Annotated in this window: 22 protein-coding genes; 17 read left to right on the top strand and 5 right to left on the bottom strand. The window is 63.7% G+C overall.

Annotation, left to right across the window (positions count from 1 at the left end; all coding sequences use genetic code 11):
- The first annotated feature begins 8 nt into the window (after positions 1-8).
- From AAK988_RS06870 to AAK988_RS06915, 10 genes are all read left to right on the top strand, one after another.
- Positions 9-491, top strand: coding sequence for a deoxycytidylate deaminase (locus AAK988_RS06870; RefSeq protein ID WP_369880539.1), 483 nt, complete (start codon positions 9-11; stop codon positions 489-491).
- A 250-nt stretch (positions 492-741) separates the two neighbouring features.
- The gene (locus AAK988_RS06875) at positions 742-1,026 is read left to right on the top strand and encodes a hypothetical protein (RefSeq protein ID WP_369880540.1); all 285 of its coding nucleotides are present in this window, start codon (positions 742-744) and stop codon (positions 1,024-1,026) included.
- A 17-nt stretch (positions 1,027-1,043) separates the two neighbouring features.
- Positions 1,044-1,826 (top strand): F0F1 ATP synthase subunit A, encoded by a 783-nt coding sequence (atpB, locus tag AAK988_RS06880; protein ID WP_369880541.1) that lies wholly within the window; start codon positions 1,044-1,046, stop codon positions 1,824-1,826.
- Positions 1,827-1,966: 140 nt separating this feature from the next.
- The gene (locus AAK988_RS06885) at positions 1,967-2,185 is read left to right on the top strand and encodes an ATP synthase subunit C-like protein (protein ID WP_369880542.1); all 219 of its coding nucleotides are present in this window, start codon (positions 1,967-1,969) and stop codon (positions 2,183-2,185) included.
- 54 nt (positions 2,186-2,239) lie between these two features.
- Positions 2,240-2,851: a F0F1 ATP synthase subunit B gene (gene atpF / locus AAK988_RS06890; protein ID WP_369880543.1), complete on the top strand. Its 612-nt coding sequence runs from the start codon at positions 2,240-2,242 to the stop codon at positions 2,849-2,851.
- Positions 2,841-3,419, top strand: coding sequence for an ATP synthase F1 subunit delta (atpH, locus tag AAK988_RS06895; protein ID WP_369880544.1), 579 nt, complete (start codon positions 2,841-2,843; stop codon positions 3,417-3,419). The genes atpF and atpH overlap by 11 nt, the downstream gene beginning before the upstream one ends.
- Positions 3,413-4,984 (top strand): F0F1 ATP synthase subunit alpha, encoded by a 1,572-nt coding sequence (gene atpA, locus AAK988_RS06900; RefSeq protein ID WP_440132289.1) that lies wholly within the window; start codon positions 3,413-3,415, stop codon positions 4,982-4,984. The genes atpH and atpA overlap by 7 nt, the downstream gene beginning before the upstream one ends.
- A 12-nt stretch (positions 4,985-4,996) precedes the next feature.
- On the top strand, positions 4,997-5,926 hold the full coding sequence (gene atpG / locus AAK988_RS06905; protein WP_160324197.1) for an ATP synthase F1 subunit gamma: 930 nt from the start codon (positions 4,997-4,999) through the stop codon (positions 5,924-5,926).
- Positions 5,927-7,372 carry a F0F1 ATP synthase subunit beta gene (gene atpD, locus AAK988_RS06910; protein WP_151429831.1) on the top strand — a complete coding sequence of 482 codons (1,446 nt, stop codon included), beginning with the start codon at positions 5,927-5,929 and terminating at the stop codon, positions 7,370-7,372. It abuts the gene before it with no gap.
- Positions 7,372-7,809: a F0F1 ATP synthase subunit delta/epsilon gene (locus AAK988_RS06915; RefSeq protein WP_135970897.1), complete on the top strand. Its 438-nt coding sequence runs from the start codon at positions 7,372-7,374 to the stop codon at positions 7,807-7,809. Before atpD ends, AAK988_RS06915 begins: the two co-directional genes overlap by 1 nt.
- A gap of 201 nt (positions 7,810-8,010) precedes the next feature.
- Here AAK988_RS06915 and AAK988_RS06920 read toward each other — a convergent pair whose 3' ends face one another.
- The 5 genes from AAK988_RS06920 to AAK988_RS06940 form a co-directional block, all read right to left on the bottom strand.
- Positions 8,011-8,220 (bottom strand): DUF3791 domain-containing protein, encoded by a 210-nt coding sequence (locus AAK988_RS06920; protein ID WP_136434487.1) that lies wholly within the window; start codon positions 8,218-8,220, stop codon positions 8,011-8,013.
- Positions 8,213-8,467 carry a hypothetical protein gene (locus AAK988_RS06925; protein ID WP_369880546.1) on the bottom strand — a complete coding sequence of 85 codons (255 nt, stop codon included), beginning with the start codon at positions 8,465-8,467 and terminating at the stop codon, positions 8,213-8,215. Before AAK988_RS06925 ends, AAK988_RS06920 begins: the two co-directional genes overlap by 8 nt.
- Positions 8,460-8,942 carry a DUF3990 domain-containing protein gene (locus AAK988_RS06930; protein WP_369880548.1) on the bottom strand — a complete coding sequence of 161 codons (483 nt, stop codon included), beginning with the start codon at positions 8,940-8,942 and terminating at the stop codon, positions 8,460-8,462. The genes AAK988_RS06925 and AAK988_RS06930 overlap by 8 nt, the downstream gene beginning before the upstream one ends.
- A gap of 228 nt (positions 8,943-9,170) precedes the next feature.
- A complete protein-coding gene (locus AAK988_RS06935) occupies positions 9,171-9,470 on the bottom strand; it encodes a DUF2442 domain-containing protein (RefSeq protein WP_369880549.1) in 300 nt (99 codons plus the stop codon).
- 8 nt (positions 9,471-9,478) lie between these two features.
- Positions 9,479-9,736: a DUF4160 domain-containing protein gene (locus AAK988_RS06940; RefSeq protein ID WP_369880550.1), complete on the bottom strand. Its 258-nt coding sequence runs from the start codon at positions 9,734-9,736 to the stop codon at positions 9,479-9,481.
- Between the two features lie 486 nt (positions 9,737-10,222).
- Between AAK988_RS06940 and dnaE the strand changes: the two genes are divergently transcribed.
- The 7 genes from dnaE to larE all read left to right on the top strand — a co-directional run bounded on the left by dnaE (position 10,223) and on the right by larE (position 20,475).
- Complete coding sequence (gene dnaE, locus AAK988_RS06945) at positions 10,223-13,729, top strand: DNA polymerase III subunit alpha (RefSeq protein ID WP_151429833.1); 3,507 nt, start codon at positions 10,223-10,225, stop codon at positions 13,727-13,729.
- Positions 13,722-14,546 carry a tRNA pseudouridine(38-40) synthase TruA gene (gene truA, locus AAK988_RS06950; RefSeq protein ID WP_369872564.1) on the top strand — a complete coding sequence of 275 codons (825 nt, stop codon included), beginning with the start codon at positions 13,722-13,724 and terminating at the stop codon, positions 14,544-14,546. Before dnaE ends, truA begins: the two co-directional genes overlap by 8 nt.
- A gap of 57 nt (positions 14,547-14,603) precedes the next feature.
- Positions 14,604-15,725, top strand: coding sequence for an aldo/keto reductase (locus tag AAK988_RS06955; protein WP_369872563.1), 1,122 nt, complete (start codon positions 14,604-14,606; stop codon positions 15,723-15,725).
- Between the two features lie 220 nt (positions 15,726-15,945).
- On the top strand, positions 15,946-17,328 hold the full coding sequence (locus tag AAK988_RS06960) for a sodium-dependent transporter (protein WP_288072728.1): 1,383 nt from the start codon (positions 15,946-15,948) through the stop codon (positions 17,326-17,328).
- Between the two features lie 109 nt (positions 17,329-17,437).
- A complete protein-coding gene (ychF, locus tag AAK988_RS06965) occupies positions 17,438-18,511 on the top strand; it encodes a redox-regulated ATPase YchF (protein ID WP_369880551.1) in 1,074 nt (357 codons plus the stop codon).
- Positions 18,512-18,705: 194 nt separating this feature from the next.
- Positions 18,706-19,656: a TIGR02452 family protein gene (locus AAK988_RS06970; protein ID WP_369872561.1), complete on the top strand. Its 951-nt coding sequence runs from the start codon at positions 18,706-18,708 to the stop codon at positions 19,654-19,656.
- Positions 19,657-19,749: 93 nt separating this feature from the next.
- Positions 19,750-20,475, top strand: coding sequence for an ATP-dependent sacrificial sulfur transferase LarE (gene larE / locus AAK988_RS06975; RefSeq protein ID WP_369872560.1), 726 nt, complete (start codon positions 19,750-19,752; stop codon positions 20,473-20,475).
- The last annotated feature ends 151 nt before the right edge of the window (positions 20,476-20,626 follow it).

Here is a 20,626-nt window from a genome sequence, read left to right on the forward strand (position 1 = left end):
AGGACGCCATGTCCGAGGGGTTCAAGGACAGCCGCCCCAGCTGGGACGAGTACTTCATGAAGCTGGCCAACGAGGTGGCCGAGCGCACCACGTGCCTGCGTCGCGGGGTGGGGGCCATCATCGTCAAGGATCGCCGCATCCTGGCCACGGGCTACAACGGCGTGCCCACGGGGCTCGCCCACTGCGCTGAGACGGGCTGCTTGCGCCAGGAGCTCGGCATCCCCTCGGGCCAGCGCCACGAGATCTGCCGGGGCCTCCACGCCGAGCAGAACGCCATCATCCAGGCGGCGCGCTTCGGCACCGACATCGACGGCGCCACCATCTACGTGAACACCCAGCCCTGCGTGGTGTGCGCAAAGATGCTCATCAACTCGGGCATCACCGAGATCGTCTACCAGAATCCCTACCCTGACGAGCTGGCCATGTCCCTGCTCGCGGAGTCGGGCATCAAGGTGCGCGTCTTCGAGCCGCAAGACCCTGCCGCGCGCTAGCCGAGCCGGGGCGCCGCCGCGCGCCGCTCCCTGCGGGCCGTGCGTCACCCCCCCGCGCTGCCCCCCTCTGCATCGCCTCGTACGGCCCGGCCCTCGGCCGGGCCGTGCTGCGCCCAGGCGCCCCGCGCGCCCAGGCGCGCCGCTCGCCTATTTTCACAATCTCTCACCTATCCTCATTCCCGCTGACGTTATCATACGTAGCGGTTTAAAGGGCAAAGTGCGCGATAAGGCGCTCGGATGAGGACGGGTTATGGCATTAGTCGCAGGTATCCTCGGGGCGCTGGCCGGGCTGGTGGGGTTCCTCCCGCTGCTGTTCGGGCTGCGCATGACGAGGAAGACGGTCTCCGCGGGCGTCGCCGGCTCCATGATGGTGCTGTTCGTGGCGCTGCTCGCGTCCTTCGTCATCTTGGTCATGACGGCTGTCGTCTGCATTGCCTTTGACCGCGGGCTTGCGCTCCCCTTCGTGGGAGCCGAGGTCATTGCCCTGAGCACGGTGGCCATCGCCTACGGCGTGCGCACCGTCGTGAGAAAGTAAGAGGAAAGGGTTGATACGTGGACGCTCTTGAGCAACTGTCGCACCATGCGGCGGAACTGAAGGATTCTTTCGATCCTTCCATCGTGTTCGGCGGTGGCGGGATTGGCATGACCCAGTACATGTTCTGGATGGTGATCTGCTGGATCATCACCGCGACGGTGGTGCTCACCGTGGCGCGCAAGCTGACGCTTGTTCCCAAGAGCAAGTTCGTGAACACGGTCGAGTACGGCTACCAGTTCGTGAGCAATGACATGGGTGAGGGCATCATCGGCCACGGCTACAAGAAGCACGTGCCCTTCCTCGCGACGCTCTTCTTCTTCATCCTCATCTCCAACTTCGTGGGCCTCATCCCCGGCTGCATGACCCCCACGGGCACCATCTCGGTTACCTGGGCGCTGGCCACCATCTCGTTTGTCTACTTCAACTGGTGCGGCATCAAGGCGCACGGCGGGCTCGGCTACATCAAGGCCATCGCCCCGTCCGGCCTGCCCGCCCCCATGGTGCCGGTCATCTGGTTCTTCGAGTTCATCTCGCTCGTGCTGCGCTGGCTGACCCTGGCCGTGCGACTCTACGGCAACATGTTCGCCGGCCACATGGTGCTCGGCATCTTCGCCCTGGCCACGTCCATCTTCATCTCCTGCGGCATCCCCGCGGCCATGCCCCTGGCGGCCACGTCGGTCGCGTGGTTCGCGCTGCTGCTCGTCATGTACGCGCTCGAGTGCCTCGTGGCCTTCATCCAGGCCTACGTGTTCACGGTGCTCTCCGCCGTGTACATCCAGGGCGCTACCTCCTCCCACTAGGAGGCCTGGCGCCTCGGCGCCGTTTCGCGGCCGCCCGGCCGCTCCCCGCAAGGGTTTTCCCGGCTCTATCCACGGATCCGGTTGACCATACTGTTGTTGTTTTTGAGAAACAGGCTCAAAAACGGTAAAAGGAGGACATTGTGGAAATCGAACTCGTACTCTCTGCTCTGAAGGTCATCGGCTACGGCCTCGGCACCCTCGGCCCCGGCCTGGGCATCGGCCTGGCCTGCTACGGCTGCTGCGTCGGCTCCGCCCGTCAGCCCGAGGTGCAGGGTCGTCTGTTCACCAACTTCATCATCGGCGCCGCTCTGGCTGAGGCCCTCGCCCTCATCGGCTTCGTCACCTGCTTCATCGTCTAGTTTCTGGTCTGTCCGGTTTTATCCAGGCCATTGAGGCTAGAAGGAGGTAGGTACGTGAAAGCAAGAGCGAATAAGGCGGTGGCGGGCATCGGCGTGAGCACGCTGTTCGTCAGCACCGCTTTCCCTGCGCTCGCGTTCGCAAGCGAAGGGGAAGAGGGGGGTGGCATCGCCGCCATCCTTCCTGACCCCATCGAGTTCGTACCGATGCTCGTCGCCTTCATCCTTCTGTGGGTCGTTCTCGCCAAGTTCGGCTGGCCGATGTTCAACGCCATGCTTGAGAAGCGCGAGAACACCATCAGAGAAGCACTGAAGAAGTCTGAGGAAGCTCAGATCGAGAGCGAACGCGTGCTCCAGGAGTACAAGCAGCAGCTCGCTGACGCCAAGGCCCAGGCCGCCCAGATCATCTCCGACGCCCGTGCCACGGGCGAGGCGGTGAAGGCGGACATCAGCGCCAAGGCCCAGTCCGAGGCTGAGGACATGATCGCCAAGGCGAGGGTCGCCATCGAGGCCGAGAAGAAGCAGGCCGTGGCCGACCTTCAGGGCTCGGTCGTCGACATCTCCGTCGACGTGGCGGCCAAGCTCATCGGCGAGGACCTCACCGAGGGCGAGCACCGCAAGATCATCGAGCGCTACGTGAGCGAGGCAGGTAGTTTCAATGCCAACTAATCGCCTCGTCGTCAAAGAGGAAGTCGCCACCTACGCCGCCGTCATGTTTGACAGCGCCAACGGGGCCGGCGGCCAGGACGCCGTGATGGAGGTTCGCGACCAGATGGAGGAGGTCCTGCGCGTCATGAACGCCGACATGGATCTCTCCCAGGCGCTCTCCAACCTCGACTACACCCCGCAGCAGCGCCACGACCTAGCCAAGGCCGTCTTCGCCGACTGCAACCCGGTGTTCACCGAGGTCGTGGCCGTTATGGCCGAGCGCGGCAACGCGAGTCTGCTTCCCCGCGTCTACGAGGCCTACGGCGAGGAGCTTAGCTCCAAGCTCGACCTCTGCGTGGTGGACGTCACGACGGCCGTCGCCCTCGACGACAACCTGCGCACCCTTATTACCCGCAAAGCCGAAGCCGATTTGGGCAAGAAGATCGTTCTGCGCGAGCGCATCGACAAGTCTATTTTGGGCGGCATCATCATGAGCGCCAACGGCAAGCGCATCGACGCGAGCATGGTCTCCCAGCTCACCAACGCGCGCCAGGTGCTCAAAGATACTTCAGATGGAGGTGAATGCTAGTGACTGAAATCACCGCTAAGTCCATTGACGATGCCCTGCGCAAGCAGCTCGAGGCGCTGAACGTCAGCGTCGAGTCTCGCGAGGTCGGCACGGTCATCCAGGTCGGCGACGGCATCGCGCGCGTCGACGGCCTGCGCGACGCCATGGCGGGCGAGCTGCTCGAGTTCGTCAGCAAGGAGGGCAAGACCGTCTACGGCCTGGCCCAGAACCTCGAGGAAGACGAGGTCGGCGCCGTGCTCCTCGGTGACGTCACCGCAATTCGTGAAAACGACCAGGTCCGCACGACCGGTCGCATCGTCGAGGTTCCGGCGGGCAAGAGCCTGCTCGGCCGCGTCGTGAACCCGCTCGGCATGCCCGTGGACGGCAAGGGCCCCATCACTCCCGAAGGCTACCGCCCCGTGGAGTTCAAGGCTCCTGGCGTGACCTCGCGCAAGCCGGTGCACGAGCCCATGCAGACCGGCATCCTGGCCATCGACTCGATGATCCCGATTGGCCGCGGCCAGCGCGAGCTCATCATCGGCGACCGCCAGACCGGCAAGACCGCTATCGCCATCGACGCCATCATCAACCAAAAAGATACCGACATGATCTGCATCTACGTCGCTATCGGCCAGAAGGCCTCCACGGTTGCCGGCGTCGTCGAGACCCTCGAGCGCCACGGCGTCATGGAGAAGACCATCATCGTCTCCGCCAACGCGTCTGACTCGGCCCCGCTGCAGTACATCGCCCCCATGGCTGGTGCTGCCATGGGTGAGTACTTCGTCTACAACGGCGAGAACGGCGAGCCCGCCGGTCCCGAGAACCCGGGCCGTGCGGTGCTCATCATCTACGATGACCTGTCCAAGCAGGCTGTCGCCTATCGCCAGATGTCGCTGACCCTGCGCCGTCCTCCGGGACGCGAGGCCTACCCGGGCGACGTGTTCTACCTGCACTCCCGCCTGCTGGAGCGCGCGGTCAAGATGTCCGACGAGAACGGCGCCGGCTCCATGACGGCCCTGCCGATCATCGAGACCCAGGCAGGCGACGTGTCCGCCTACATCCCGACCAACGTGATCTCCATCACCGACGGCCAGATCTTCCTGCAGACCGACCTGTTCTTCCAGGGCCAGCGCCCGGCAGTCGACGTGGGCATCTCCGTGTCCCGAGTCGGCGGCTCCGCGCAGATCAAGGCCATGAAGCAGGTGGCCGGCTCCCTGCGTCTGGACCTCGCGTCCTACCGCGAGCTGCAGGCCTTCACCCAGTTCGGCTCCGACCTGGACAAGGCCACGCAGGATCAGCTGACCCGCGGCTCGCACATGACCGAGCTGCTGAAGCAGGGCCGCTACAGCCCGATGCCCGTCGCCGAGCAGGTCATCGCCATCTTTGCCGGCAACGAGGGCTTCCTCGACGATCTGCCGCTGGATGCCGTTGTCCGCTTCCGTACCGAGTTGCTCTCCTCGATCCGCGCCTCCAAGCCGGAGATCATCGAGACGATCAACAAGGAGAAGAAGCTCTCCGACGAGACCAAGGCCGCTCTGAAGGAGGCCATCGCCGCCTTCAAGCAGTCCTTCGACGCCACAGCGTAAGGTAGGTAGACCATGCCCAACCTACACGACATCGAACGGCGAATCAAATCCGTCACCTCGACGAAGCAGATCACGCGCACCATGGAAATGGTCGCCGCTGCCAAGATTCGCCGCGCTTCCGAGCGCGTGGACAACGCGCTCCCTTGGGCGGTCGCCATCTCAGACATGCTCATCAGCACGGCAAAGTACGCTCATCTGGATACGGAGCCGCTGCTGCAGGTCCACGACGAGGTGAAGCGGGTGCTCATCGTAGCCGTCACCTCCGACCGCGGTCTTGCCGGCGGCTTCAACACCAACGTGCTTCGCTATGTGGAGAAGCTCACGAAGGAAAAGCAGCGCGAGGGTGCCGAGGTGGAGGTGGCTGCCTGTGGCAAAAAGGCCATCGGGTACTTCACCTACCGCGGCATCGAGCCGGTGTTCTCCTTCGCGGGATACTCGGCCGATCCTGAGTTCGCCCAGGCCGCCGAGCTGTCCGGCTACGTGATGCAGGCCTATGCCGAGGGCAAGCTCGACGAGGTGTTCATCGTGTACAACCACGCGAAGAACGCCGCCGAGCAGTCCTTGGTGGAGCAGCAGGTGCTGCCGGTGAAGGAGGAGTCCTACGCGGATCTTCTGGGTCTGAAGGCCAAGGAGGAGGACGTGTTCAAGTCCTTCCGCGAGCGGGACGATTCCGCCATCCCGGGCGACATCGACTTCGAGCCGAGCACGGAGTCGGTCATGTCCTACATGATGAACGCCTACCTGAACAACGCGTTTTACTACGCGATGCTCGATTCCGCAGCGGGCGAACAAGGTGCCCGCCGCAACGCGATGAAGTCGGCCACCGACAACGCGAACGAGATGGTCTCCACCCTGGAGCGCGTGTACAACACCGTGCGCCAGGGCGCCATTACCACGGAGATCACCGAGATCGTGGGCGGTGCCGCAGCTTTGGAGGATTAAATGGCTGAAACTACTTCTACTGAAGCGGCCAAGGGAGGCGCTATCGGACGCATCGTCCGTATCGTCGGCGCCGTTGTGGATGTGGAGTTCCCGGCAGACGCCATGCCGGCCATCTACAACGCCCTGACCGTGAAGGCAACGACCCCTTCGGGCGAGGTTTCCACCGTGCTCGAGGTGCAGACGCACCTCCCCGGCGACATCGTCCGCACCGTCGCCATGACGTCCACCGACGGCATGGTGCGCGGCCTGGAGGCCCAGGACACTGGCGCCCCCATCATGATGCCCGTGGGCAAGGCGACCCTCGGCCGCATCTGGAACGTGCTGGGCGAGCCCGTGGACGGCAAGCCCATGCCCGAGGACGTGGAGTGGCGCCCGATTCACCATCCCGCGCCCCCGTTCGACACCCTGGTGACCACCACCGAGACCTTCGAGACCGGCATTAAGGTCGTCGATCTGATTGAGCCCTACGTCAAGGGCGGCAAGACGGGTCTGTTCGGCGGCGCCGGCGTGGGCAAGACGGTGTGCATCCAGGAGCTCATCAACAACCTGGCCCAGGAGCACGGCGGCACCTCCGTGTTCACCGGCGTGGGCGAGCGTACCCGCGAGGGTACCGACCTCTACCTCGAGATGACCGATTCCGGCGTTATCGAGAAGACCTGCCTGGTGTACGGCCAGATGAACGAGCCTCCGGGAGCCCGTCTGCGCGTGGGTCTGGCGGGCCTGACCGAGGCGGAGTACTTCCGCGATCAGGGTCAGGACGTGCTGTTGTTCATCGACAACATCTTCCGCTTCACCCAGGCCGGCTCCGAGGTGTCCGCTCTGCTGGGACGCATGCCCTCCGCCGTGGGTTACCAGCCCACGCTGGCCACCGAGATGGGTGACTTGCAGGAGCGCATCTGCTCCACGCAGACCGGCTCCATCACCTCGGTGCAGGCCGTGTACGTGCCCGCCGACGACCTGACCGACCCGGCTCCGGCCACCACGTTCACCCACCTGGACGCGAAGACCGTTCTGTCCCGCTCCATCGCTGAGCTGGGCATCTACCCGGCCGTGGACCCGCTGGAGTCCACCTCTCGCGCGCTGGATCCCGAGATCGTCGGCCAGGAGCACTATGACGTGGCCATGGGCGTGCAGCAGATCCTGCAGCAGTACAAGGACCTGCAGGACATCATCGCCATCCTGGGTATGGACGAGCTGTCCGAGGACCAGAAGCTGACCGTGAACCGCGCCCGTAAGGTGCAGAAGTTCCTGGGCCAGCCCTTCCACGTGGCCGAGGTCTTCACGGGCCTGCCCGGCGTGTACGTGAAGGTGGAGGACACGGTGCGCTCCTTCAAGGAGATCCTCGACGGCAAGTGCGACCACATCCCGGAGCAGTGCTTCGTGAACAAGGGCGCCATCGAGCAGGTCTACGAGGCTTTTGACGCCATGCAGAAGGACGGCAACTAATGGCCGTTATGCGCTGCACGGTGGCCCTTCCCGATCGCGCCCTGTACCAGGGTGAGATCTCCTACGCCAGCATCCCCGGGTGCGACGGCTACTTCGGCGTTCTGCCCGGTCACGAGCTGTCCGTCTCGCTCAACCGCGAGGGCGGTCTGGTGACGCTGACCATCGGCGAGAACGAGCAGGAGAAGAAGGAGTTCCTGGTCATGGGCGGTGCGACGTCGGTTCTCGACGACAAGGTGACAGTGCTCGCCCGGTTCGGATGTGCCGTGGAGGACATCGACGCCGAAGCCGTGAAGGCCGAGGCCGATGAGTGCCGCGCGATCATCGCCGAGCTGGAGAAGGTCGACGATGCGCAGGATCAGGCCACCCTCGTCACCAACCAGAAGAAGCTGGAGTGGTGCGAGGCGCAGCTGAAGTACGTGAGCGGAGCCGCCGCCTAGGGAGGCCCGCGACCCGCAAGGTCGTGCGGAGCCCTGAAGCAGCCCGCAGCATTTGAGCCTGTTTTGAGAGGGGCGTCCCATCCGGGGCGCCCCTCTTAGTTTGGGTACCGCGCTAAAGAACGGCGGTTTTATTATGCCTGGGTGATGATGGCGTGCAGATGGGGAATGCCATATACCGAGTGAAGGATCGGGCGGCGATGCCTACCAGGCCGGCTCGCCGGTGGCGATGAGACTGTCGATATCGCGGAACGCGTTCTCGATAGCCTCGCTGTGGTACATCTCGTACATGTCGTAGACGAACTCGGTACGACCCTGGGCATCGAGGGCTGCGAGCACATCCGCCGCTCTCGTATGGCGGCTCTGCGCGTAGCTTTCCAGCAGATAAGTGAAGAACACGAATTCCTTAGGCAATCTCATCACCTCGCAGGTACAGCGAGTTGCGTGGATCTCCGGTGGCTTGCTCGTTCTCCCACATATCGAAGACTGCCAACGGGCTGAAGTGCCACATCTTCAAGTCGTTATCGAGGAGCATCAGGCGGGTTTCCGATGGAAGGAAGAGCCTGAGCGCCTCAAGGGCGTCAAGCCCCCGACTCTCGGCGATGAGCCGAGATACCTCGGAATCGAAGTTCTGCATGATGGAAGGCGTCGTCTCAGTCAAGGAGCATCACTTCCTCGCAGGAGAGATGGCGAAGCGCCTTCTCGGTTCCGAATCGGTACTGATCGGAGAGGCCCTGCGGTTTCAGAAGGATGAGGGCCGTCTCACGATCGATTTGATCATTCATGTAATCGTTGATGACGCTCATAGTGCGATCGTTGGCGACGGGCCCTATGACGATGTCGTAGAGTGCGCCTTGATACAAACCTTTGCGATTTTCCACGACGAAATCGAGCCACGCCGCATTGGCCCTCTCAAACCGAAGGAGTGACAGCGACTCAAAGACGGTCTCGTTTATTTCATAAACAGAGACGAGGGGGCTGCCGCATCTTCGGCGTTGCGCTTGCAGCTGGGCCCAGCGTTTCGCCTGATCGAGGTTTGACGTCGTGTAGAAACCGGCGCCAAAATCAAGGGATCGGTTTGTGGTGAGAACACGAGGGCGGCGCACTTCGACATTGCTCCCATGGTAGAGAATCATAGTGCTGGCGCCTCCTTCCGTCTTTTTGCCGTATGCTGTCAGCTTGGGCACCGCAATACGTCAGTAATTATACTCGAAGGGCAACTGGCTCGATGGTTTGTTCTGGAAGTGCTGGTTACCTGTTTGACGAGATAGCTCTCGAGCGGTGCTTTATGAACGTATTCGCGGCGGCCAAGATATACAAGTTCTGCAACGGATAGGCGAGTGAGCCCCGGCGCGTTCATGCTCTTATGCGGCATCCTCAAGCGGGTCGGAGACTCTTTTGGCCTCATAGGCAACAAAAGGGTCTATGTCGATGCAGGTTGTGGGATCGTAGTGTCCGCTTACATCCCATGCGACGGTATCGTTGAGAACGGTAAGCGCCTCCTCAAAGAACGAATCGTCTGCCAAGCGCTCGAAAACTCCGCCGCCGGCGATGCTCTTTTTCATGTCAAGCTGTGTGATGCGGCCATCGGAAAAATAGGCATACACCGTCTTGTCCGGCCCCGCAACGGCTTGTACAACGGTGGGGAAGTAGTCAGATTGCATGGAGCCTCCTAGAGCGGCGTAATTTGGTTGAGCTCGCAATTCTCCTTCGCGAGCTCCCAGTTTTGCATGAGCTCATCGCGATGAAGTTCGTTCCAGGCAAGTATGAGCTTCAGCTGTCTTGCGGGAAGGGATCCGTTGAGCACGCAACCTGACATGATGTCCACGAGACACTTGTATCCGCCATATTCCGCATGGAAGTGCGGTGGATTATGGTCGTTGTAGTACATGGTTACGCGAATACCCCTGAAGAGAGAAATTTCAGGCATAGTGCACCTCGTTTCTTACCGCGCTTTGCTGGCATGATATCACGGAGGTTTGTAGTTTTCGCAAATGCGGGGGCAATGCAAGACCCTTTACGATAGAGCTATGACGTGGACGGCGTGCTCCGATGGGCTGGAGGCCACGCTGCGGTGTGTTCTGATATCCGTCTCCATGTTCGTGGGTGAGCACGTCAACGGAATGGAGAGCGAGCAACGGTCCTGCCACTTTTGCAGCTAGACCTCCGTCGGCATCCTCCGTGAGACGCGCAATCCATGCAAAACCCACCATTTGTTCGCACGCTTGGAGCGTGGGGCTGGTATCATGACACCCGAGAAAACCGACGGAACTTGAGAGCAGTCGGACAGGGTCGCGCGAGCGCCTCGGCGCTTGGGGCGAGCATCCTTCCGGCCCAGCATGACACGATACGCGCGCATAGCCACACCACAACCGAACTCCGTGCGCCGAGACCCGACTGAAGGGGCGGACACCCTATGGCATTCGTACACCTGCACAACCATACCGAGTACTCGTTGCTCGATGGCCTGACCCATGTGAAGGACATGGTGCGCCGCGCCGCAGAGCTGGGCATGCCGGCTGTGGCCATCTCCGACCACGGCGTCATGTCCGGCGTGGTGGAGCTCTCCGACGCCTGCGATGCCGTGGAAAAGGAGACCGGCGTTCGCGTGAAGCCCATCTTCGGCTGCGAGGTGTATTTCACCGCCGACGAGTCGCTGCGCAAGGATGTGAAGCCGAAGCTGTATCACCTGCTGCTGTTGGCCAAGACCAACGAGGGCTACCACAATCTGCTGAAGCTGGTCAGCGAGTCTCATGTGGACAACTTCTACTACAAGCCCCGTACCACCTTCTCCATGCTGCAGAAGTACGGTCGCGGCATCATCGGCACCTCGGCCTGCATTGGCGGCATCATCCCGAAGCTTTTGGACGACCGCCGCTTCGAGGACGCCGTGGAGTGGGCGAAGAAGTTCGCCAGCTGCTTTGATGAGGGCGACTTCTACATCGAGCTGCAGAACCAGGGCGTGCGCACCGACGCCGGCTTCACCCAGACCGAGTTGAACCACCAGCTGACGGCCGTGGCCAAGGAGGCGGGCTTAAAGACCATCGCCACCAACGACTTCCACTACCTGCTGAAGGAGGACGCTCGCGCCCAGGACATCATGCTGTGCATCGGCACCGGAGCCATGGTGAACGAAGAGAAGCGCATGAAGTTCGAGAACGATCAGTTCTACATGAAGACCGAGGCCGAGATGCGCGAGGCTCTGGCCGATTTTCCCGAAGCCTGCGACAACACGGTGGAAGTGGCCGAGAAGTGTAACGTGGTGCTTGAGCGCGACTCCATCCTGCCGCGCTTCCCCCTCCCCGAGGGAGAGACCGAGGAGTCGTGGTTCCGCACGCGCGTGCAGGAGGGGCTGGAGAAGCGCTATGGCACGCCGGTGCCCGCTGATGCCCAGGAGCGTGCCGACTACGAGATGGGCATCATCATCCAACAGGGCTTCCCGGCCTACTTCCTCATCGTGCAGGAGTACATCGAGTGGGCCCGCTCCCAGGGCATCGGCGTGGGTCCGGGTCGCGGCTCGGCTGCCGGCGCCATCGTGGCCTATGCCATGGGCATCACCGATTTGGACCCGCTGACCAACGGCCTGCTGTTCGAGCGTTTTCTCTCGCCCGAGCGCGTGGAGATGCCCGATATCGACGTCGACTTCGAGCAGGGCCGCCGCGAAGAGGTCATCAACCACATCAAGGAGGTCTACGGCGAGGATCACGTGTCCCAGGTCATCACCTTCGGCACCTTGCAGGCGAAAAATGCCGTGCGCGACACGGCCCGCGTTCTGTCGGGCACGCTGAAGCTGGGCCAGGGGCTCGATGCCGACATGGCCCGCAAGGCGGCCTACGGCTTGGGCGACCGCATCTGCAAGATGATCGGCGACGAGCTGGGCATCACCATCGACAAGGCCCTGGACACCAATCCCGACCTGAAGAAGGCCTACGACACCGACGAGGACGTTAAGACCATCATCGACGCGGCCCGCTCCATCGAGGGCCACGTGCGCGGCGAGGGCGTGCATGCCTGCGCCACCATCATCTGCCGCGACCCTATGAGCGATCACGTGCCCATGAAGCGCGACACCAAGGGCGGCGGCATCATCACCCAGTACGACGGCCATTACACGCCCGACCTGGGCCTGTTGAAGATGGACTTCCTGGGTCTGCGCACCTTGGACGTGCTGTCCATTGCCTGCAAGAACATCCTGGAGCGCACCGGCGAGAAGATCATTCCCGAGGAGATTCCCACCGACGATCCGCTCGCCTTCAAGCTCATGCAGTCGGGCAACATGGACGGCCTGTTCCAGGTGGAGGGCAGCTTGTACGTGAGCCTGTTCAAGCGCCTGCCCCCCACGCGCTTCTCTGATGTTGTGGCCTCTATCGCCCTGAACCGCCCGGGCCCGCTGGAGTCCGGCATGGTGGAGGACTACATCAAGGTGGCCAGCGGCAAGACCCCGGCCCACTACTACGACGAGCGCCTGCGGCCCATCTTGGAGGAGACCTTCGGCACCATGGTCTACCAAGAGCAGATCATGCAGGTGTCCATGGCCATGTCGGGCTTCTCTGCCGGTAAGGCCGACAAGCTGCGCAAGGCCATGGGCAAGAAGAAGCTCGATGTCATGCGCCAACTCCAGGCCGACTGGAATTCTGGCGCCGTGGAGAACGGCTATGCCCTGGAGATCGCCGAGAAGATCTGGGAAGATGCCGAGAAGTTCGCCAAGTACGCCTTCAACAAGTCGCACTCGGCCGCCTACGCCATCCTCGTGATGCGCACGGCCTACCTGAAGGCGCACTATCCGAATGACTTCATGGCCGCTGTGCTCACCAGCTACATGGGCAACACCGACCGGCTCATCCGCTACATCGCCAGCTGCAACCACAACGGCACGCCGGTGCTGCCGCCGGACATCAACTCGTCCCGCGCGGAGTTCACGCCGGTGGCCGAGGGTATCCGCTTCGGCCTGGTAGGCGTGCGCGGCGTGGGCAAGAACGTGGCCGACGCCATCATCGAGGAGCGCGAGGAGAATGGCCCGTTCTCGTCGCTGCACGATTTCGTGAACCGTGTGGACGCGAAGGCCTACAACCGCAAGACCCTGGAAGCCCTCGTGAAGGGCGGCGCCTTCGACTCCACCGGTTACACGCGCAAGCAGATGATGCACTTCATCGAGGAGACGCCGATGCTCGAGGGCGCGGCGAAGCGCCAGAAAGACCGCGACCGAGGCCAGGTGTCCATGTTCGACTTATTCGCCGACGACGCCGATTCGGGCTTCCAGGAGGACGTGCCCGAGCCGGACGGCGTGGAGTGGGACAAGCGCACGAAGCTCGCCTACGAGAAGGAGATCATGGGCATCTACGTGTCCGAGCATCCCTTGGCGCCCTACGAGGGGGCGCTGTCCCGTATGACGAAGTTCTCCCTGGGCGATCTGGCCGAGCGCACCGCCGAGATCCGCAACGCCATCTTCGTGGGCATGGTGTCCAATGTGGTGGTGAAGCTGACCAAGCGCCAGACGAAGATGGCCACGTTCACCCTGGAGGACACCACCGGCCATGTGGAATGCATCTGCTTCAAGTACGATGAGAACGCTGAGGCCATTCGTGACGACGCCATCGTGAAGGTGAAGGGCAAATTCGAGGTAAACGACCGCGGCAGCCAGATCATGGCCTTCGAGCTGGAGGCCCTTGAGCTGCGCGAGGAAGATGCGCGGCCGAGCCACCTGCAGCTGCAGGTGCCCTCGCGCTCCTTCGACCAGAGCCGCTCGGCCAACCTGAGCCGCATCCTGCGCCAGTTCCCTGGCCGTGACGGGGTGGTGCTGCTTGTGGAGCAGGCCGACGGCCGCAAGTTCCGCGCCGAGCTGCCGGTCTCGGTAGACGCCCGCTCGCCCATCATGAAGGCCGAGATCCGCGACCTGTTCGGCCCGGAGGCCTTGATTGCGTAGGATCGCGGAGATACATCGTCCCACCTTGGAAGAGCGGGCTGCTGAATGCGAGCGGGAGCAGACGCTGTCGTGCACGGTGGCCTACGATGGGGCTCCCTTCGCGGGGTTCGCGAAGCAGCCAGGGCAGCGCACGGTGCAGGGGGAGCTGGAAGAGGCCCTGGCCCTGCTGTTCCGCCGCCCGGTGGACATGGTGTGCGCCGGCCGCACCGATGCGGGGGTGCACGCGCGCGGGCAGGTGGTCTCCTTCGAGGTGGACAGCGACGAGCTGCGCGGTCGCAGCCTGCACAACCTGCGCCGGTCGCTGAATGCGCTTACCGGCGAGGGCATCGTGGTGCGCTCGGTGGATGAGCGGCCCCGCGGCTTCTCGGCTCGCTTCGATGCCCAGTGGCGCGAGTACCGGTACTTCCTCGCCACGGGCGACACCCCGCCGGTGTTCACCGAGCGCACTGCCTGGTACGTGGGGCCGAACCTGGATATCGCCGCCATGGAGCGCGGGGCGGCGTACCTTATCGGCGAACACGACTTCAAGAGTTTCTGCATGGCCGCCTCGGCGGTAGGCAAGCCCACCTGCCGTCACGTGAGCGAGATCTCCATCGCCGCCGAGGAGATCTTAGGCGAGCCGCACCGGGTCATCACCGTGCGGGGCAATGCCTTCCTCCACTCCATGGTGCGCACCATCGTGGGGACGCTCGCCATGGTGGGCCGCGGCCAGCGCGACCCCGGCTGGGTGGCCGAGGTGCTCGCCGCCCGGAGCCGCCAAGCCGCTGGCGAGAACGCTCCGGCAAAGGGCCTCGTTTTCTGGAGTGTGGCGTACTAACCTGCTATGATGGCCTCACTTATATTTTGCGCGTGCGCATAAAAGAAGGGGGTTCCCATGGAGAAGGTCGACAAGCTGGCGCCGCTCGGATTCGGGTTCATGCGCCTGCCGCTCAGGGATGCGGACGATCCCGCGTCCATCGACATCGACAAAGTTTGTGAGCTCGTGGATATCTTCATGGACGCGGGGTTCACCTACTTCGATTCCGCCCGCGGCTACCACGGCTGCAAGTCTGAATGGGCCCTTCGCAAGGCCCTTGTGGAGCGCTACCCGCGCGAATCGTTCACCATCGCCACGAAGCTGCCGGCCTGGCTTGCCAAGAACGCCGAGGAGGCCCGCTCCATGTTCGACACCTCCCTGGCGGAGTGCGGCGTGGACTACTTCGACTACTACCTGCTGCACAACCTGGGCGAGTCCCTCACGGCCGGCTTCGAGGAGTACGGCCTGTGGGAGTTCTGCGCCGAGAAGAAGGCCGAGGGGAAGATCAAACGGTTCGGCTTCTCCATCCACGACAACGTCGAGGAACTGGAGAAGGTGCTGGATGCGCACCCCGAGGTTGACTTCGTGCAGATCCAGGTGAACTACGTGGATTGGGAGAGCGACGTCATCCAGTCGCGTCGCTGCTTCGAGGTATGCCGGGAACGCGGCCTGCCCGTGGTCATCATGGAGCCGGTAAAGGGCGGCACCCTCGTGAAGCTGCCCGATCCGGTGGCCGATATTCTCCGCGCGGCCGAGCCGGGCGCCCCGCTCGCGTCCTGGGCCCTGCGCTTCGCCGGCTCGCTGCCGGGCGTGATCGCGGTGCTCTCGGGCATGAACACGCCGGAGATGGTGGCCGAGAACGTGGCCATTATGAGGGACGGCGTGCCGCTTACGGCCGAAGAACACGGGGTGATCGACGAGGCCCGCGCGGCTCTGGTAGCCCTGCCTGGCGTCCCCTGCACCGACTGCCGCTACTGCATGAAGGGCTGTCCGGAAGGGGTGCACATCAACACCATTATGCAGTCGCTCAACATCTACGACCAGATGGGCGACGCCTACCGCGCCCAGGAGAACTACAACTGGAACACCGGCGCCGGCAAGGCGAGCGCGTGCATCCAGTGCGGCGCCTGCGAGAGCGTGTGCCCCCAGCACATCGCCATCGTAAGTGAGCTTGAGCGCGCCGCAGGGCTCTTCGAGTAGGGGTCCGGGGGTCGGAGCCGCCGACTGAGCGAATCGGAGTATCCCGCACCCTCGCCCCCGGCGAGCCGCCCCTTTCCCCGGAAAAGCGGGCGTCTCTCAGCGGTTTCACGCTATAATCACACGGTTTCGACGGGCGGCTGCACCGCGAGCGCGATGCAGCCGCCCGTTCCGCTTGTTGGGAAAGGCACGGGGGAGTGCCTGGAAATGGGAAAGGACAACCATGGCAGGAGAAATGAAGAAGCAGCGCGCTTCCTGGTCGGGGAAGTGGGCCTTTATTCTGGCTGCGGCTGCATCGGCGGTGGGCCTGGGGAACATGTGGCGCTTCCCCTATCTGGCGGCGAAGTACGGCGGCGGCACCTTCCTTATCACGTACCTGGTGCTCGTGTTCACCTTCGGTGTGTCGCTGCTGCTGCTGGAGACGGCGCTGGGCCGCAAGACCGGCCAGTCCGCCATCGGCGCCTTCAAGAGCTTCGGCAAGAAGTACGCCTTCATCGGCATTCTGGCCTCGGCGGTGCCCTTCATCATCACGCCGTACTACTGCATCATCGGCGGCTGGGTGACGAAGTACACGGCCGCCTACCTGGTGAACGGGCCGGCTGCCCTCGCTGACGGCGGCGACTTCTTCACCGGCTTCATCACCTCGAGCGCGGAGAGCTACATCTGGATGCTCCTGTTCATGGCCATCGTGTTCGTAGTCGTAGGCCTGGGCGTGAAGGGCGGTATCGAGAAAGCGAACCTGTTCATGATGCCGGCGCTCATCATCATGGCCATCGGCATTGCCATCTACACGCTCACCATGCCCGGTGCCGTGGAGGGCGCGCTGTACTACCTCACGCCGGACTTCAGCAAGTTCTCGCCGGAGCTGGTCATCGGCGCTTTGGGCCAGATGTTCTACAGCCTGTCGCTGGCCATGGGCATCATGATCACCTACGGCTCCTACATGCGCAAGCAGGACAGCCTCACCTCTTCGGTGCTGCGCATCGGCGGCTTCGATTTGGGCGTGTCCTTCATCGCCGGTCTGCTCATCGTGTCCGCGGCCTTCGTGGCCATGGGCTCCGGTGACGCCGTGGCCGCCAAGGCCGGCCCCTCCCTCATGTTCGTGACGCTGCCCACGGTGTTCGTCGACATGGGCGGCATGGCCACCATCATCGGCTTTCTGTTCTTCCTGCTGGTGCTGTTCGCTGCTCTCACGAGTGCCATCTCCCTCGTGGAGACCCTCGTCTCCATCGTGCACGACGGCCTGCAGTGCTCCCGCGGGAAGGCCCTCGGCATCGTGATCGCGTTCGTGGTCATCGCCGGCGGCATCATCAATGCCGGCTACAACGTAGCCTCCTTCATCGAGCCACTTGGGGCCGGCAGTTCCATGCTCGACTTCGCCGACTTCATCTCCAACTCGGTGCTCATGCCTATCGTGGCGCTGCTCACCTGCGTGTTCGTCGGCTGGATCATCAAGCCCAAGGCCATCATCGACGAGGTGCGCATCTCCAGCAAGTTCACCGCCGCCGGTGCCTGGACGATCATGATCAAGTACATCGCCCCGGTGCTCGTTGTCATCATCCTGGTGGCCTACGTGGCCGCGCAATTCGGGCTCTTTGCGATGTAGCGTCGCAGGCCCGTTAGAATTCCATGGCGAAGGGCGCCCCCGTGGGCGCTCTTCGTTGTTTTGCGGTAGGATAGTCAATCACTGAAACCAATCGGATCGAAGGATTTCCATGGCTCTCTCAATCGGTATCGTGGGGCTGCCCAATGTGGGCAAGTCCACGCTGTTCACGGCGATGACCAACAAGGGCGGCCTGGCCGCCAACTACCCGTTCGCCACCATCGAGCCCAACGTCGGCATCGTGCCGGTACCCGACGAGCGCTTGGATGCGCTGGCCGAGATCGACCATCCGGCGAAGATCGTGCCCGCCACGGTGGAGTTCGTGGACATCGCCGGGCTTGTGGCTGGCGCCTCCCAGGGCGAGGGCCTGGGCAACCAGTTCCTCGCGAACATCCGCGAGACCGACGCTATCGCCGAGGTGGTGCGCTTCTTCGGCGACCCGGATGTGACCCATGTGGCAGGCAAGGTGGATCCGCTCTCCGATGTGGACACCATCAAGACCGAGCTTATTTTGGCCGACATCGCCACGGTGGAGAAGGCTATCCCGCGTCTGGAGAAGGAGGCCAAGCGCGACAAGGCCGGCGTGGCAAAGCTGGAGGTCGCCAAAAAGGTGCTCGAGGGCCTGAACGAGGGTCATCGCGCCCGTACGTTGGGGCTGACCGACGACGAGGTGGCGGCCATTTACGAGTTGCACCTGCTCACCATGAAGCCGATGCTCTACATCGCCAACGTCGACGAGGATGCGGTAGATGCCGAGCTGCCCGAGATCGACGGCTGTGTGCCCGTGCCCATCTCCGCGAAGGTTGAGGCCGACATCGCCGAGCTGGCCGAGATGGACCCGGCCGAGGCGAAGGAGTACATGGAGGCCCTGGGGCTTAACGAGAGCGGCCTGGCCCGCCTCATCCGCGAGGCCTACCATCTTCTGGGTCTGCAGAGCTACTTTACGAGCGGCGAGACCGAGACCCGCGCCTGGACCATCCCTATAGGCGCGAAGGCCCCCCAGGCGGCCGGCGTCATCCACACCGATTTCGAGCGCGGCTTCATCAAGGCCGAGACGGCCAGCTTCGGGGACTATGTGGCCTTGGGCGGCGAGAAGGGCTGCCGCGACGCCGGCAAGCTGCGCCAAGAGGGCAAGGACTACGTCGTCCAGGACGGCGACGTCATGCATTTCAAATTTAACGTATAAGAGCGGGGGCGGGCATCCCCCTGCTGTGTCGCTTTGGCGGAAAGGAGTGCTGGATGGCGGGTTTCAGCGATCGAGATAACGGGCGTGAGCGCAGGGGCGCGAGACCCGATAGGGAAGCGCAGCGTGAGGAGCGCCGGCGAGAGGCGGTGCGGCACACAGGGCTGATGAAGGCGGCCTTCGGAAAGGAAACCGACGTGGCCATTGAGGCTGCCCGTATCTATGAGGAGGGCGAGGGCCGCAGGTTGCTGTGGGGCGCCGAGGCGGCCGCCGCAGCGAAGGAGGCCGCGGCGATGGCCGAGGCCGACGCCGACGGTGCCCAGGTGGGCAACGAGGAAGCGCGCGAAGAGGCCGTCGCGGCTGAGGAGATGGCCGAGGCGGCCGCTGTGGAAGCGGCGGATGCGCCTGTCGATGACGGCCCAGCTGCTGTGCCGGTGGCGACCGAGACGGTGACGAAGGTGGTGACGTCGTTCGCTCCCGAGGCGCTGTACCGCGACGGCGAGGGCAAGACGATGATCGTGGATCCCGGCGCCTTCACGCGTCCCGGCGGCGCCTACGAGGACGGCGCCTTCGGCCCCGAGCAGATCCTGTGTTCCGAGAGCAACCTGTACCCGGTGCTTTGTGCCCACAAACGCGACTTCTACGACAAGAACCGCGATTACCGTCGTGGCTCGCTGTTCACCGACCGTGCCCTGTACGTGCCCGAGGTGCTGTTCTCCCGCGAGGGGGACACGCGCCGCGCCGACGTGCTGGTCATCGCCGAGCCCATTCGCGCCTACGCACTGGATAACCACCGTTCCGAGCGCGAGTGCGACAAGGCGCTTGCCGATCGCATCGAGACCATCTTCCGCATTGCCGCGGCCAACAACGTGCAGACGCTCATCATGGGCGCCTTCGGCTGCGGGAGTAACGGATACCCCTCTGCGCAGGTGATCGAGTTGATTCGCACGTGGATCGGCGAGCATCCCGGCGCGGTGCCCCGGGTGGTGTTCGCCGTGCCCCGCATGCACGTGGATGCCTTCCGTGTCGCCTTCGGCAGCGTCGAGGAGGAGAAGCCGGCGGCGGTCGAGGAGGTCGTCGAGCGCGACGAGGAAGCCGACGACGACTGGCGTGCCGTCGAGCTGCCCGAGGGCATCACGCTGCGCTAAAAGAAATCGAATGATTGCCTGCGGCGGTTATGGGCCGGGCAGGCCGGGCGGGCGGCCTTCGGGCCGCCCGCGTGCATGGAAGGAGAGATTGCGGTGGGTGTTCCCATGGATGTGAGGAAGGCTGGCTCGCTGGAGGACAGCCGCACGGCCGCCGATTACGAGGCGCATATCGCCGAGGACACCGAGGATGTGGGGCCCGGCCAGCATCTGTTCGGCGAGCCGTTGGAGATGTACTTGCTTCGGGAGCCGAGGCTGGCCGTGGCCTTCTCCGGCGGCTGCGATTCGTCGCTTCTGCTGGCGGCGGCGAAGCTCGCTGGCTGCGAAGTGCGTGCCTACCTGGTGAAGACTGCCTTCCAACCGGACTTCGAACTGGATGACGCCCGGCGTGTGGCCGAGGCGCTGGGCGTGCCGCTCACGGTGATGGAGACCGACGTGCTCGCGCAGGCCGAAATCTGCGAGAACCCGCCCGACCGCTGCTACCGCTGCAAGCGCTTCATCTTCCAGAAGGTGCGCGAGGCGGCTGCCGCCGACGGCTTCACGGTCATCGTCGACGGCACCAATGCCTCCGATGACCCTGCGCGTCGCCCCGGCTTCAAGGCGCTCGCTGAGGCCGGGGTAGTGTCGCCCTTGCGCCGCGCGGGCATGACCAAGGCCAACGTGCGCGCGGTACTCGCGCACTTGGAGAGGTCGTTCGGCTTGGAGGCGGGCGCCCTCATGTCCGCCAAGCCGAGCTTTCCGTGCCTGGCGGTGTACGTGTCCGAGGGGGAGCCCATTACCGAGGCGTCCTTGGCCGAGGCGGCTCGGGCCCGGGGGCTGTAGGGCGCCTGGGACTCCTTCCCTCTGCGAAGGCCGTAGCTTGAGGGGAGCGGCTTTGCGCCTAGGAGTCTCGGTCGACGAAGGGGTCGGAAAATGCGTCGAATTTCGAGTTATGAGCGTCTCGGGGGTTCGCTCGTCCCGCGTTCGAAAGGTT

Source organism: Adlercreutzia muris (assembly GCF_041223505.1).
Taxonomy (GTDB): domain Bacteria; phylum Actinomycetota; class Coriobacteriia; order Coriobacteriales; family Eggerthellaceae; genus Adlercreutzia; species Adlercreutzia muris.